Genomic DNA, 13,122 nt, shown 5'->3' with positions numbered 1-13,122 from the left:
AACCACATTATTATCAGTTCTGAATACATTAACTCCAATAGTACCTGTTTGTTGATCTGTAATTTCTTGAGCAGTGTAACCTTGAGGCTTTATAAAATCCAATGCTGGATATTGCAAATGAATAAACTGTTGTCCGGGATTTGCAATGGTTGGGATTTGCGACAAAGAAGTCATTAAACTATGACTGCTATCCCAATAGATGGCCTCAGGACCAGCTAATCCATTGCAAATTTGAGAATTGTATTGCTGTAAATCTTGTTTCTGATCATTATCATCATCTTTGCTACAAGCAAATACTAGAGAAATTACTGCTAAAATGAGAATGTATTTAAATGCTTTCATAATGTCCTTATTTTTAATCACATTGAAAGGGTTTGGACCTATCATTGACTTGACTTATTATTACGATAATCTAAGGTTTGGTGCTAGAGCTTTCCTTGGTTCTGATAAAAGTTTATCGGAGAATTCAATGACTAATATATCCGCCTACATTGGATTTGTAATTTTTTAAGACCGTGGCTTAATTCACACCTGTTAGTTGATAAAAAACAATTAGATGTTTTTTGAAAGAGCGCTTTAGCGTTCTTTTTTATTTTAAAAATTTATAATTTGATGACACTTTACGTGACATAAACATAAAAATAAGAGTAAATTAATTAGCTTTATAATAATTAAATTTTTAACGATTGCTTAGTATAAATGTACGTCTTCATACCAAAGTGGAATATTTTTAAGTAAATTTAGTAAATGGGCAACCAATGCTAACAGGTTTTTTCTGGAATGGTAAAAAATCGGTTATTAGAATAAACAGTAAAGAAGGAGATAATAACGATGGCGGATTCCTGTAAGACTTAGTTACAAATAAGCTTATTGGAATTCATGAATGGAGCGACACATTAGATGCTAAAGACCTAAAAAGTTTACAAGTTGTAGATGTCAAAGTTCAAGGCGACGATATTTTCATGATTGGTGAAAAGTATCTATACGATAGTGAGTTTAGAAAAAGTGGAAACACGACAACTAAAGATTTAGATTATTTTTATACATATGGTTCTAGTGTTATTGTAAATTTTGATACTAAAGGCACTTTAAAAAGCTTTTCACCTTTATTTTCTTCTGAAAAATTAAAAAATCAAGCAAAAGAGAAAGGATCCATATCTACATTATTTTTAGAAAATGGTGTATGCGTGTTTTCAAATAATGATAGACACATTACCTTAAGCACCTTTTTTACAGATAACAAAAACCACTTTTAATAGACCAACTGTTATACCATATCAAAATGGATCGTCTACCATTCCATTTGTACTACCTAAAACAGTTAGAGCAGTAAAAGACTATGCAATGGTATATTACATTACAAACTATGGTGATCGTTATTGGTTTAATAAAATGACCTGGTAACACTATTACCAATAGTTATAGATTAAAAAAAGCTAGTGAGATTATTCTTCTTACTAGCTTTTTATTTTTTTTAGAGTTTTTATATTAAAATGCATTTCAATTCATTAATTTTATAGAAAAGATACTTTCATTTTTAATTAATAATTAATCTGAAAAAACTATTTATTAGGAAGCAACAAAGTCCACCTTGTTTTATGATAGAAGAAAACGATTTAACAACACGAGACTGGTTAGCCATCGAGCGAACTAAACTAGCTGACGAACGTACTTTCTTAGCCTATTTTAGAACGTTTGTAGTGTTTTTAGGTTCTGGTAAAACAATACTGAAATTAAAATTTTTAACAGACCTTAAAATCTTTGGCATTGTTTTAACCATTATTTCACCAATAATATTAATAATAGGTATTGTGCGTTTGTTTAGGGTGAAAAGCACTATTAAAAAGCATTATAATTTACAAAACTAAGAGCACTATTATTTTATATGAAAGCAGTATCTGTAGTTACCATAAGAAAAGAATTAAAACATAAGTCTAACCAAGAGCTTGCTGAGCTTTGTTTGAGGCTATCACGTTTTAAAAAAGAGAATAAAGAATTACTTACTTATTTGCTTTTTGAAGCAGATAGCGAAACTGGTTATATAGAAACCGTAAAACAAGAAATAGACGAACAGTTCGAACTTATTAATACAGATAGCTATTTCTATATTAAAAAAAGTGTTCGTAAGATTCTTAGAAACACTAAAAAGTACATTCGTTATTCGCTTAATAAAGAAACAGAAGTAGAACTCCTACTCTACTTTTGCAAACAGTTAAAGGCAATGAAACCTTCTATATCTAGAAACACTACACTAACAAATATTTACGAGCGTAATATAGAAGCCATCACAAAAAAAGTATTAGCCTTGCATGAAGATTTACAGTACGATTACACTAACGAATTAGACAATTTATAACTAGATTTTATGAGCGAATTAAATCATGCAAGTGTTTTTAAAAGAGTAAAAGCAGCTATTATAGATGCCATTTTAATCATGATGATTATTTATTCTGTTACATTACTATTAGATGGGTTTGAAACCATAAGTGGCAATACAAGAGGAATAGTTTATACGCTTATCTTCCTGCTTTACGAACCCTTATTCGTGAGTTTTTTTGGTGCAAGTTTAGGACATATATTTTGTAATTTACTCGTTCAAAAAGATAGCGAAAAAGGAGAAAACATAAGCTTACCTATAGCTATTATTAGGTTTCTTATTGAAAGCTTTTTAGACTGGATTTCTTTATTAACAATAAGTGGTGATATAAAGAAAAAAGCAATTCATGATTTAATAGCAAATACCGTTGTAATTATTGTTGAAGCAGAAGACTAAAAACATGATACTAAATTTAGCAAATTGTTGCTTTAACATTAATGAGTAAAAAAGAAAACAAGACAAAAAAACCTTGGCCTACAAAAGCTGCAATGGCTCAAGTGTATTCAAATTACCTTTGGGGAAATAATAATACTCTTTTTTACTCTGGAGAAGGTTCTCATGCTCCAGAATTAGTAAAGCCATATATAGATAGTGTTAGTAGTTTTTTAAAATCTTTTAAGATACCTCTTGTGGTTTGCGATTTAGGTTGTGGCGATTTTAATATAGGAAGCAAACTACTACAGAATACCAAAAAATATATTGGTGTAGATATAGTGCCCGATTTAATTACATATAATAACAATACTTTTAAAGCAGAACAACTACAATTTATATGCTTAGACATTGCAGTAGATAATTTACCACCTGGAGATTGCGCAATACTAAGGCAAGTATTACAACACCTATCTAATAAAGAAATACAACAAATACTTAGTAAACTAACCCAATACAACTATGTTGTTTTAACAGAGCATCTACCAGAAGGCCATTTTACACCTAATAAAGATATTATTTCTGGACAAGGTATAAGGCTAAAAAAACAAAGTGGTATTAATCTTTTAGCTTCACCTTTTAATTTTAAGTTTAAAGAAGAAACTCAATTATTTGCTGTTAATTTAAACAATAACAAAGGCGTAATTGTAACTACGTTTTATAAAATGGTTTAAATTAAAAATTTAGGTAATTTGATATACGTTGATGAAAAATAATATTTGCGGATTTTTTTGCCAGAATTTTCCGAAGTAAAATCAGACGTTACAAACATGAAAAGAACTTTAATTAAGTATTAATTACATTTTTTTTATACGTGATTACTAGATGTTTTTATTTATTCAATTGGTTTTTTCTTTCTCGGATTAATAAAAAAGTTAGAATTATAATAATTCCTATTCCGACTACTAATAATCAGTATTTGAATAATCCTGTTAGAAAAAAAGGTCGGAAAACTTCCAGAACGACCTTTTTCAGATATTTGAACGAGTTAAGTTATGTTGGTAGAATTCTCTAATAAAAATAGCAGACAATACAGATTAAACTAATAATGTAAAGTCTCACTATTTTTAAGTTTTTTTATGTATTAGTCATTATTTTTTTTCATCTAGACACTTTAAAAGGTCAATCAGATGTTGTACCAAATAGATTTTAGATTAAATATTTTAAGAATTTTTAATGGCAGCCTCCACAACCTCCACAACTACTTCCTCCACTATAGCAACCACTATAGCATCCTGAAGCATCAAATTCTGTATCAAAAGAATCTAAAGTGTCGTCAAAACTATCAAAATAAGAATCGAACATATAATCATCCTCATAAAAGTCCATGTACAACCATGAATTACTGGTAGAATCGTAAGTATCTGTATTTAGTACGCGATGTTGATTAAGTATTTCTTTATCAATTTTTTTAAGCAATTGAAAATCTAAATTTTTAAGTAAAAAAATATTTCCGCCAATATTTAATAAAAGCTCTATGCCTTTTTTCTTATCGTTATGTAATAGATTATCAATGCTTTTATCGATGCCATTTAAATAATTATCAATATCTGTTCTTACTAAAATTCCTTTATCTGTTAATTTATATAATTTAAAAAGACTTAGTAAAACAGATGATTTAAAAAATGTTGTTACTTCTAGATTACTTTTATTTAGCTTTTTAAAATTCCAACTCCCTTTAGACGCATCATAAACCATTTTAATAAAATTATTAAATAATATCTCAAAGTCTTGCTCTTTGTTGAATGGGCTTAAAAAAATGGATTCATGATTTTTTGGTCTGTATTTTCTAAAATTCTTTCCTGAAACCACATAAGTATATGTTCTTGTATACTTATCTTTGGGATGCGGTTTTTTACTTATTTCTTTAATTTCAATTACTTTTTTTAGAAGTAAATCCATGAAAGTGTATTTCATTAAATTTTTTAATTCTACATACGTAGAATATAAAATTAGCATAGTTTCTGCAGAAGTTATTTTAGATAATATTTTTATTATTTTTTAAAGCGTAGTTTTGGTATTACCCAATTTTTTTTCTATTTACTATTATAAAATTTATATCCTTAAACCTTGTATTAACATTTAACCAAATGTCTTTTGGTGGTTTTTTATTGAACATTAACTCGTAGAAACCAAGTGTTTTTAAATACTGTTCTTTAAACAAACCTCTTTCCTGCACCTTTTGTTGGTCCGTGATGTATGTTTTTATTTATGGTATGTTTACAAAGTTCTATCCAATAAGACTCTGTGTAAAGCAAGTGAAGATGCCAAACTTGGTCTATTTGGTCTGAAGGTGTTTGCGGGAAATCGGAAATAGTAATTAGAAAAATAAATTTTTTGTATTCAAGTATAGCACTCAATGCATATTCTAAAGACCAATCGTTTTCTCTAGCTAATCTAGCAGTAAATATAAAAGAAGAATCTATGTCGTCTATTTCAAAATTTCGAATGTTATTCCATATTTCTTCTTGTTCTTGTGTCATTTGTAGTTTATGCTACTTTTTAAAAATGGTTAAAGCAAATTATTATTACTTAGGCTCAATTATTAAAAACACTGCTATGCTATCTCCAACATTTAACACTTCGTGTTCAGTTAAATCGGTTTTAACCCAATTTGTTCCGGTTGTAACAGGAACATTGCGAGTGCCTTTATTATCTGTAATCTGGAAGGTGCTTCCTGCAATTGTATAACCAAAATGTGGTTTGTGGTAATGTTTCTCGTACCCAACTTTTGGTGGAAACGTACATTTTAAAACACGCTGTTTTTTTGTTTCACTTAAAACCTCACATACTTTTTCACCTTCCCAACCTGCTTGTAAAGGGTCTGGAAGTTTTTGGGTAGGTTTACATGAAAAGACTACTAAAACAAGTAATAACAGAGTGTACTTCATTTTAAAGGCTATTAATTTACTGTAATCTTATAAGCTTCTACTGTGTTTGCAAAAAACGTAGGTGCCAATAACAAATTAAGCTCAGGAATTATAGCTATATCTGCAGCATTTACTTTGGCTTCTTTAGTGTCTAAAATTAAAGCAGCTGCTTCTCCTTTTAGATTGTTTGCAGCAAAATAAACCTCTCCAGACCAATTAGAAACTAAATAACCATCTGGAATAGTAACAATACCATCTCCTCCATTTATTCCTTTTGCTAAAAGTGTTTCCTCTTTAGATTCTTTATCTATTGCAATTAAATTTCCGTTACTGTAAGACACTACAACAATGTGATTGTCTTCTACTAAAACACCATTAGGATTAAAATCTGTAAAGGTTTTCCATACAGAAACTTCATCGTTAGTAATGGTATGAATTTTGTTTCCATAAGTATCAGAAACCTAAACTGTACCACTAGCATCTACATCTACATCGTTTAAAAAAAGTGAGGCTTCAATTTTAATACGCTTGTCTATTATTCCTGTTTCAATATCTACTTTTATAACTTCGTTGATATCTGCCACATAAAGTTTACCATTATAAATAGTAATTCCTTTTGGTGCATTTAAGCCTGTTATCCAATTTTGTGTCATTATTTTTCCATCTGTATCTATAATAGATAATGTACCATCTCCATCTTTAGTATTTGGTGGCACTGCACCAATATTAGATACATAAATAACATTTTTAGTAGCATCATAACACACACCTTCACTAGTGGTTAGCGTTGTATTTGTTTTCCAAACAGACTCTAAAGCAACTGTTTTTGTAGCGCTTTCTTTTTTATATTCTGTTTTTTCAGTAATAGCTTCTTTTTGCGAGTCTTTACAAGACATTGTTAAAAGGATTGCGCATAAAAATGTGTATTTTAATAGTTTCATTTTATATATAGTTTGTAATGTTTTATAAGATTGAGGTTAAAAAGTAAATACTAATTTAAAATTCTAACTAGTAACTCTTTTAGTAAGTCTTTTTGAGGTACTGCATTAGCATTAACGCCTTTACTTTTTAAATCGAACTCTCTAATAGTTGCAATAACACCACTCACTTTTCGCATTGGAAAATGTCTTGCAGCATCTAAATACTCGTTAACAAAATAAGGGTTTACACGTAAAGCAGAGGTAATACTTCTTGGCGATTTATCGCTCATTCCATGCAATTGCAATAATTGTGAGAAAAAGTTAAAAAGCAATGAAACCGTTACAACCATTGGGTTGTCTTTTGGGTTATCTCCAAAATAATTAACAATTTTAAAAGCCTTAGCATCATCTCTAGAGCCTATGGCTTTTCGTAATTCGAAATTATTATAGTCTTTACTAATTCCTATATTTTCTTCAATATGCAATGGTGAAATTTCTGTGCTTTGAGGTAAAACAATCTGAAGTTTTTCTAACTCATTATTAATTTTACTTAAACTAGTACCTAAAAACTCCAATAACATTTGTGATGCTTTTGGTGTGATTTTATAACCTTTTGTAGCTAAGGTTCTTCTAATCCAATCTGGAACTTGATTATCGTAAAACTTTTTGCTTTCGAAAACAACACCTACTTTTTTTATGTTTTTATAAACAGTTTTACGTTTATCTACCGTTTTATATTTATAGCAAAGCACTAAAACTGTGGATGGTTGCGGATTTTTTGCATAGTCTGCTAACTTTTCTATAGTACGCGATAAATCTTGGGCTTCTTTTACAATTACCACTTGTTTATCTGCCATCATAGGATAGCGCTTAGCATTACTAACAACATCTTCTATGGTTACATCTCTACCATATAAAACCATTTGGTTAAAACCTTTCTCTTCTTCGGCTAAAACATTTGCTTCTATATAATCTGAAATTTTATCTATATAATAAGCCTCCTCACCCATTAGCAAATAAATAGGTGCAAGATTTTTATTATTTATGTCTGTAACTAGTTTTTTAATATCGTCCAAAATTGTAATTTCAATATTTTATTAGCGCACTTTAAAGACTTTTTGTAAAAATATCGCGTACTGTTCGATAAATTTTTTAGCAAAAATAACTGGAAGTAACGTTATAGTTATAAATTTGTGCAGTGAAAAAATTAAATTTCCCTAAATATTCGTTCCGATTCAAAAATAGCGAAAATAAAGTATCTATATTCGATGCTATTCGTAAAAAATTTGTGATTTTACAACCCGAAGAATGGGTTAGGCAACATTGTGTACAATATTTAATTGAAGAAAAACATTATCCAAAATCATTAATCAACGTTGAAAAGGAACTAAAAGTTAACAATTTAAAAAAACGTTACGATATTGTTATTTTTAATAAAGATGGTAGTATACACCTTATTGTTGAGTGTAAAGCACCAAAAATAAAAATTAAACAAGACACTTTCGATCAAGTTGCACGTTATAATTTAGCATTAAATGCCACTTACCTTATGGTGACAAATGGCTTAAATCATTATTATTGTGTAATGGATTTTAAAGCAGAAAAGTATACGTTTTTAAAAGAGATACCAGATTATAAAAAATGAGAATAGCAGTAGTAATATTAAATTGGAACGGAAAAACACTTTTAGAAGCGTTTTTACCATCTGTTATTGCCAATTCTCCAGAAGCAACAGTTTATGTTGCTGATAATGCCTCTACAGATGATTCTGTTTCTTTTTTAAAAGCCGAATTTCCACACGTAAAAATAATACAAAACACTACTAATGGTGGTTATGCTAAAGGCTACAACGACGCTTTAAAACATTTGGAAGAAGACATATTCTGTTTGGTAAATAGTGATATTGAAGTTACTAAAAATTGGTTAACACCTGTTATTGAAACCTTTAAAGCTGAAGAAAACACCGCTGTTATTCAACCTAAAATATTAGACTTCAAGAAAAAAACACATTTTGAATATGCTGGAGCAGCTGGTGGTTTTATAGATAAATATGGTTATCCGTTTTGTAAAGGTCGTCTTTTTAACACTGTAGAAGAAGACGAAGGACAATATAATACAATTACTGAGATTTTTTGGGCTTCTGGAGCTTGCTTTTTTATAAGAAAAGACACTTTTAATACCTTAAATGGTTTTGATGAAACGTTTTTTGCACATATGGAAGAAGTAGATTTATGTTGGAGAGCTTTTAATTTAGGCTACATATCAAAATATGTTTCAAGCGCTGTCGTATATCATGTTGGTGGTGCAACCTTAAATGCAAGCAACCCTAAAAAAACGTATTTAAATTTTAGAAATAGTCTAGCCACTCTAACAAAAAATGCCAATGGTAATATTTTCTTTCTACTTTTTGCAAGACTAAGCTTAGATGGCTTGGCTGCTTTTAAATTTTTAATACGCTTGCAATTCTCTCATATTTTTGCTATATTTAATGCTCACTTTAGCTTTTATGCTAGGTTACCTAAGTTGTTAAAACAACGAAAAGAACTTACTCAAAACAACACAGAATATTACAAAACAAAATCTATTTTGTGGTCTTATTTTGCTAGTAACAAGAAACATTTTACAGACTTATAAAAGTTTTAGTAAAAATTTTGTTAATACTTGTTTTAACATATTTAAAATAGTTACTTTTGAAATTTAGAATTAATTTTATCTTATAAATAATCATGAAAAAACTATTAGTACTTAGTGCTGTAGCACTATTAACATTAAGTTCATGTGTGTCTAAAAAAGACTTTTTAGCACTAGAAGAAAAACAAAAATCTACTCAAGATCTTTTAAATAGCGCAACTGTTAAACTAAACAAATGTTTAGCAGACGAAGCAGCAGCTTCTGCTAGAATTTTAGAGATAAATCAACGTTTAAAAGATGCCAAAGACGCTTTAACAGATTTAAAATCTAGTAACAAAGCACTTATTGAAACCAGTCAAGGCATGACGGTTTTAACAACTCAAGGTGCAAAAAACTTAGAAAAATCTTTAGAAAGCATTAGAGAAAAAGAATTAAAAATATCTCGTTTACAAGATGCTTTAACTAAAAAAGATAGTGTAACTCTTGCTTTGGTAACGAGCTTAAAGAAAGAAGTTGGATTAAATGATGAAGACATTGAAATTAACGTTGAAAAAAGCGTTGTTTTTATTTCTCTATCTGATAAGTTACTATTTACAACAGGAAGCTATAACATTTCGCCAAGAGCAAACGTTATTTTAGGAAAAGTTGCTACAGTAATTAACGGTAAACCAAACTTTGAAGCTATGGTAGAAGGCCATACAGATAATGTAGCATACAGTAAAGGCGTTTTATTAGACAACTGGGATTTAAGTGTTAAACGTAGTACAGCAATTGTTAGAGCATTACAAGAATTAGGTGTTAAGCCAGAGCAGTTAATAGCAGCAGGTCGTGGAGACCATTTGCCTTTAGTAGCTAACAACTCTCCAACAAACAGAGCAATTAACAGAAGAACTAAAATATATATTCTTCCAAAAATTGATCAATTCTATGAAATGATTGAAACGGAAATGAAAAATTTATCTCAAGAAGAATAATCTTTAGATAATTATAAAAACTAAAAAGCTCAATCTTACGATTGGGCTTTTTTATGTTTAATCTATATAGCACCAAACGGCTAATTCGTTTCCAGATGGATCTAAAAACTGAAAGCGTTTTCCTCCTGGAAAAGTAAAAATATCTACAGAGATTTTTCCTCCTGTAGCTATAACTGTTGCTTTTGTTTTTTCTAAATCTTCATGGTAAAGCACTACTAGTGCTCCATTAAAAATAGCCTTGTTAGTTTTTTCGAATCCTCTATCTAGTCAAGATTCTTTATTAGAAAAGGAACAGTAACTCTCACCATAATCTATAAATTTCTAATTGAATACTTTAATATAAAAAGCCTTTATTACTTCTAAATCCTGTGCTTTAAATTCTATATAATTAATATGATTATTAGTTGGTTTCATAAGTTCTATTTTAAAAATTAAATACTTCTCGATACAATTTTCTCATTCTTCATAAATTACCCGAAATGACGCAACTTTTAACAAAACTAAAAAATATCTAAACTCCCTTTACCTTCTCTAATTATCTCTGGCTCATCTTTAGATAAATCTACAATAGTAGAGCCTTCATTTCCACCATAACCTCCATTTATTACAAGATCTACAAGGTTATCCCATTTCTCAAAAATTAGTTCTGGATCTGTAGTATATTCTAAAATTTCATCTTCATCTCTTATAGAAGTAGATACTAATGGATTACCTAATGCTTTTACTATTTCTAGAGTTATATTATTATCTGGTATTCTTATTCCTACTTCTTTTTTCTTTTTAAAAACAGATGGTAGAGATTTCGAACCTGGCAAAATAAAAGTATAAGGTCCTGGTAAAGCCCGTTTTAATATTTTAAAAGTACTTGAGTTTATTTGCTTTACATAGTCGCTTAAATTACTTAAGTCATAACAAATTAAAGATAATTTAGCCTTTTCAAGTTTTACACCTTTAATTCTTGCTATACGCTCTAAGGATTTAGCGTTGTTTATATCGCAACCTAAACCATAAACAGTATCTGTTGGATAGATTACTAATCCTCCTTTTTTTAAAACCTCAAGTACTTTTTTAATCTCCTTAGGATTAGGATTTTCTTCGTATATTTTAATAAAGTCTGCCATAATAAGTATCTTTAACTACTTTACTAAAGTAAATACTAATTTGTTTATGAAAAAAATATCTCAACATTATTTATTTGTAATTTTAATATTAACGGTCTTTTTTTCTTGTTCTGAAGATTCTGACACGTCTCCAACTCCTATAGACACAAATACCAACATAGCTGCTGCTCAATTTCTAGAGGTATCTTATGGTAATCATAATGATCAAGTTTATGATATTTATTTACCAGAAAACCGAGACGAAAACACTAAGGTTCTTATTTTAGTTCATGGTGGTGGTTGGACTTCTGGCGATAAAGCAGAGATGGATCCTTACAAAACTATTGCTCAAGAAGAATTACCAAGCTATGTTATTGTAAATATTAATTACCGTTTGGCATCTCAAGGTATTTCGCCTTTTCCAATGCAACTTAATGATATTACTTCTGTTATCAATCATTTAAAAACAAATCAAAGTAATTATATTATTTCTCAAGAATATGGGTTTGTAGGTGTAAGTGCTGGTGCACATTTATCTATGTTATGGAGCTATAATTATGATACAGAAAACAATGTTAATATGGTAGCCAGTATTGTTGGTCCAACAAATTTTACAGATCCTGCTTACGCATCTATAGTTAATCCTGTATTTTTGTTTTATGGTGTTACTCCATCTGTAGAATTTGCAGAACTATATAGTCCTTATCATCAAGTTAAAGTTATTTCTCCTCCTACCACTCTATTTTATGGAGGTATGGATCCATTAATACCAAATTCTCAAGGTGAAGAAATGGATGCTAGATTAACAGTATTAAACATAGATCATGAATTCTCGTTTTATCCAAACGAAGGACATGGTTGGATTGGTATTAATTTATTAGACACATGGACTAAACTTAAAGCTTTTATTGAAACGCATCATTAAAAAAGATTAAAAATATTTTAACTCATCTTTAGTAAATTCAAGTGGTTTTAAAATTTTTTGCTGTGCGTTTACTATTCTGTATTTTCGTTTTTTTCTAACCATAAAAATTTCACCATCATCGTAACTCAATCCTTTATAATCGATACTTAAATATTGAAAAGGAACAAGAACTTCATTCTTAGCATTAATAACACCAAATTTACTGTTCTTACTAACAATAAATTTTCCTTTTTTAACATCGTCTTCGTCTAAATTAGATTAACAATACACTATAGAGTCGTACTCGTTTGGAACAACCATCTCTAAATCGTAGTTCATAACACCATATTTTCCATCTAATTTAAATCCGAAAAAGTCTTTGTTATATAATAATTTATGCTTTCCAAAATCTCCATAATATGTAGGGTACTTTAAACCAATGTCTTCAAATTTTGGCTCTATAATTAGCGTATTTGTTATTATACCAACCTTATTATTGTTGTATATTAAATACGAGATTGTATCATTTTTGTATTTTGATAACGCATCAAATAAATCTAGAACATAATCGTACTTTACAGGTACAATGGTTTCGTAGTTTTTATTCATTACACCATGTTTACCATTAAATACCACTGGAAATCGTCTCCAGCCATAATCGTACATTTTACGGAAGTCTTTATCTAATTCTTTTTTAATTAAACCGGAAGATGGTTCACTCTCTTTTATTTTGTGTTTTTTATCGAAAGCTACAGGTTTCCATTTATTATTTTTTTTAATAATATAACTTAAAATTCCTGTTATTTTGTATGAGGTAAGTACAGAATCTATTTCGAAAGGAATAATAAGTTTGTCCTTATTAGTATCTACTAAAGCCCATTTGTTTTGTTTTTTTTAAAACTCAATACCTACAT

19 protein-coding genes are annotated in these 13,122 nt (G+C 29.2%); 9 read left to right on the top strand and 10 right to left on the bottom strand.

What is annotated here, in order from left to right; genetic code table 11:
- Positions 1 to 342: hypothetical protein (locus QNK89_RS07790; protein ID WP_340170449.1), on the bottom strand; the 342-nt coding region annotated here is incomplete at its 3' end.
- 620 nt (positions 343 to 962) lie between these two features.
- Here QNK89_RS07790 and QNK89_RS07785 point away from each other — a divergent pair.
- The 5 genes from QNK89_RS07785 (at position 963) to QNK89_RS07765 (ending at position 3,483) form a co-directional block, all read left to right on the top strand.
- Positions 963 to 1,256: a hypothetical protein gene (locus QNK89_RS07785; RefSeq protein ID WP_340170448.1), complete on the top strand. Its 294-nt coding sequence runs from the start codon at positions 963 to 965 to the stop codon at positions 1,254 to 1,256.
- A gap of 342 nt (positions 1,257 to 1,598) precedes the next feature.
- Positions 1,599 to 1,868 (top strand): DUF202 domain-containing protein, encoded by a 270-nt coding sequence (locus QNK89_RS07780; protein WP_340170447.1) that lies wholly within the window; start codon positions 1,599 to 1,601, stop codon positions 1,866 to 1,868.
- A gap of 17 nt (positions 1,869 to 1,885) precedes the next feature.
- On the top strand, positions 1,886 to 2,356 hold the full coding sequence (locus tag QNK89_RS07775) for a hypothetical protein (protein ID WP_340170446.1): 471 nt from the start codon (positions 1,886 to 1,888) through the stop codon (positions 2,354 to 2,356).
- 9 nt (positions 2,357 to 2,365) lie between these two features.
- On the top strand, positions 2,366 to 2,773 hold the full coding sequence (locus QNK89_RS07770; RefSeq protein ID WP_340170445.1) for an RDD family protein: 408 nt from the start codon (positions 2,366 to 2,368) through the stop codon (positions 2,771 to 2,773).
- Positions 2,774 to 2,814: 41 nt separating this feature from the next.
- A complete protein-coding gene (locus QNK89_RS07765; protein WP_340170444.1) occupies positions 2,815 to 3,483 on the top strand; it encodes a class I SAM-dependent methyltransferase in 669 nt (222 codons plus the stop codon).
- Between the two features lie 499 nt (positions 3,484 to 3,982).
- Here QNK89_RS07765 and QNK89_RS07760 read toward each other — a convergent pair whose 3' ends face one another.
- From QNK89_RS07760 to holA, 6 genes are all read right to left on the bottom strand, one after another.
- A complete protein-coding gene (locus QNK89_RS07760) occupies positions 3,983 to 4,726 on the bottom strand; it encodes a hypothetical protein (protein WP_340170443.1) in 744 nt (247 codons plus the stop codon).
- A gap of 239 nt (positions 4,727 to 4,965) precedes the next feature.
- Positions 4,966 to 5,292: a hypothetical protein gene (locus QNK89_RS07755; RefSeq protein ID WP_340170442.1), complete on the bottom strand. Its 327-nt coding sequence runs from the start codon at positions 5,290 to 5,292 to the stop codon at positions 4,966 to 4,968.
- A gap of 45 nt (positions 5,293 to 5,337) precedes the next feature.
- The gene (locus QNK89_RS07750) at positions 5,338 to 5,700 is read right to left on the bottom strand and encodes a cupin domain-containing protein (protein WP_340170441.1); all 363 of its coding nucleotides are present in this window, start codon (positions 5,698 to 5,700) and stop codon (positions 5,338 to 5,340) included.
- Between the two features lie 11 nt (positions 5,701 to 5,711).
- Positions 5,712 to 6,020 (bottom strand): hypothetical protein, encoded by a 309-nt coding sequence (locus QNK89_RS07745; protein ID WP_340170440.1) that lies wholly within the window; start codon positions 6,018 to 6,020, stop codon positions 5,712 to 5,714.
- 120 nt (positions 6,021 to 6,140) lie between these two features.
- On the bottom strand, positions 6,141 to 6,620 hold the full coding sequence (locus QNK89_RS07740) for a hypothetical protein (RefSeq protein WP_340170439.1): 480 nt from the start codon (positions 6,618 to 6,620) through the stop codon (positions 6,141 to 6,143).
- Between the two features lie 50 nt (positions 6,621 to 6,670).
- Complete coding sequence (gene holA / locus QNK89_RS07735) at positions 6,671 to 7,675, bottom strand: DNA polymerase III subunit delta (protein ID WP_340170438.1); 1,005 nt, start codon at positions 7,673 to 7,675, stop codon at positions 6,671 to 6,673.
- Between the two features lie 122 nt (positions 7,676 to 7,797).
- On the opposite strand from holA, the gene QNK89_RS07730 reads away from it, so the two are divergent.
- From QNK89_RS07730 to QNK89_RS07720, 3 genes are all read left to right on the top strand, one after another.
- On the top strand, positions 7,798 to 8,244 hold the full coding sequence (locus QNK89_RS07730; RefSeq protein WP_340170437.1) for a type I restriction enzyme HsdR N-terminal domain-containing protein: 447 nt from the start codon (positions 7,798 to 7,800) through the stop codon (positions 8,242 to 8,244).
- A complete protein-coding gene (locus QNK89_RS07725; protein ID WP_340170436.1) occupies positions 8,241 to 9,233 on the top strand; it encodes a glycosyltransferase family 2 protein in 993 nt (330 codons plus the stop codon). The genes QNK89_RS07730 and QNK89_RS07725 overlap by 4 nt, the downstream gene beginning before the upstream one ends.
- A 92-nt stretch (positions 9,234 to 9,325) precedes the next feature.
- Positions 9,326 to 10,204: an OmpA family protein gene (locus tag QNK89_RS07720; RefSeq protein WP_340170435.1), complete on the top strand. Its 879-nt coding sequence runs from the start codon at positions 9,326 to 9,328 to the stop codon at positions 10,202 to 10,204.
- A gap of 57 nt (positions 10,205 to 10,261) precedes the next feature.
- On the opposite strand, the gene QNK89_RS07715 is transcribed toward QNK89_RS07720, so the two are convergent.
- Both QNK89_RS07715 and QNK89_RS07710 read right to left on the bottom strand, forming a co-directional pair.
- Positions 10,262 to 10,417 carry a hypothetical protein gene (locus tag QNK89_RS07715; protein WP_340170434.1) on the bottom strand — a complete coding sequence of 52 codons (156 nt, stop codon included), beginning with the start codon at positions 10,415 to 10,417 and terminating at the stop codon, positions 10,262 to 10,264.
- Between the two features lie 287 nt (positions 10,418 to 10,704).
- Positions 10,705 to 11,325 carry an L-threonylcarbamoyladenylate synthase gene (locus tag QNK89_RS07710; RefSeq protein ID WP_340170433.1) on the bottom strand — a complete coding sequence of 207 codons (621 nt, stop codon included), beginning with the start codon at positions 11,323 to 11,325 and terminating at the stop codon, positions 10,705 to 10,707.
- Between the two features lie 46 nt (positions 11,326 to 11,371).
- Here QNK89_RS07710 and QNK89_RS07705 point away from each other — a divergent pair, with 46 nt between their 5' ends.
- The gene (locus QNK89_RS07705; RefSeq protein ID WP_340170432.1) at positions 11,372 to 12,229 is read left to right on the top strand and encodes an alpha/beta hydrolase; all 858 of its coding nucleotides are present in this window, start codon (positions 11,372 to 11,374) and stop codon (positions 12,227 to 12,229) included.
- 258 nt (positions 12,230 to 12,487) lie between these two features.
- On the opposite strand, the gene QNK89_RS07700 is transcribed toward QNK89_RS07705, so the two are convergent.
- A complete protein-coding gene (locus QNK89_RS07700; protein WP_340170431.1) occupies positions 12,488 to 12,874 on the bottom strand; it encodes a hypothetical protein in 387 nt (128 codons plus the stop codon).
- Between the last annotated feature and the right edge of the window lie 248 nt (positions 12,875 to 13,122).

The organism is Lacinutrix sp., assembly GCF_037625555.1.
Classification (GTDB): Bacteria; Bacteroidota; Bacteroidia; order Flavobacteriales; family Flavobacteriaceae; genus Lacinutrix.
This window is presented reverse-complemented; position numbering and strand designations above follow the sequence as displayed.

Coding starts and splice junctions, on each gene's coding strand:
- QNK89_RS07785 (WP_340170448.1), top strand. CDS start 963: ATGATTGGTGAAAAGTATCTATACGATAGTGAGTTTAGAAAAAGTGGA.
- QNK89_RS07780 (WP_340170447.1), top strand. CDS start 1,599: ATGATAGAAGAAAACGATTTAACAACACGAGACTGGTTAGCCATCGAG.
- QNK89_RS07775 (WP_340170446.1), top strand. CDS start 1,886: ATGAAAGCAGTATCTGTAGTTACCATAAGAAAAGAATTAAAACATAAG.
- QNK89_RS07770 (WP_340170445.1), top strand. CDS start 2,366: ATGAGCGAATTAAATCATGCAAGTGTTTTTAAAAGAGTAAAAGCAGCT.
- QNK89_RS07765 (WP_340170444.1), top strand. CDS start 2,815: ATGAGTAAAAAAGAAAACAAGACAAAAAAACCTTGGCCTACAAAAGCT.
- QNK89_RS07760 (WP_340170443.1), bottom strand. CDS start 4,726: ATGAAATACACTTTCATGGATTTACTTCTAAAAAAAGTAATTGAAATT.
- QNK89_RS07755 (WP_340170442.1), bottom strand. CDS start 5,292: ATGACACAAGAACAAGAAGAAATATGGAATAACATTCGAAATTTTGAA.
- QNK89_RS07750 (WP_340170441.1), bottom strand. CDS start 5,700: ATGAAGTACACTCTGTTATTACTTGTTTTAGTAGTCTTTTCATGTAAA.
- QNK89_RS07740 (WP_340170439.1), bottom strand. CDS start 6,620: ATGAAACTATTAAAATACACATTTTTATGCGCAATCCTTTTAACAATG.
- QNK89_RS07725 (WP_340170436.1), top strand. CDS start 8,241: ATGAGAATAGCAGTAGTAATATTAAATTGGAACGGAAAAACACTTTTA.
- QNK89_RS07720 (WP_340170435.1), top strand. CDS start 9,326: ATGAAAAAACTATTAGTACTTAGTGCTGTAGCACTATTAACATTAAGT.
- QNK89_RS07710 (WP_340170433.1), bottom strand. CDS start 11,325: ATGGCAGACTTTATTAAAATATACGAAGAAAATCCTAATCCTAAGGAG.
- QNK89_RS07705 (WP_340170432.1), top strand. CDS start 11,372: ATGAAAAAAATATCTCAACATTATTTATTTGTAATTTTAATATTAACG.
- QNK89_RS07700 (WP_340170431.1), bottom strand. CDS start 12,874: ATGTACGATTATGGCTGGAGACGATTTCCAGTGGTATTTAATGGTAAA.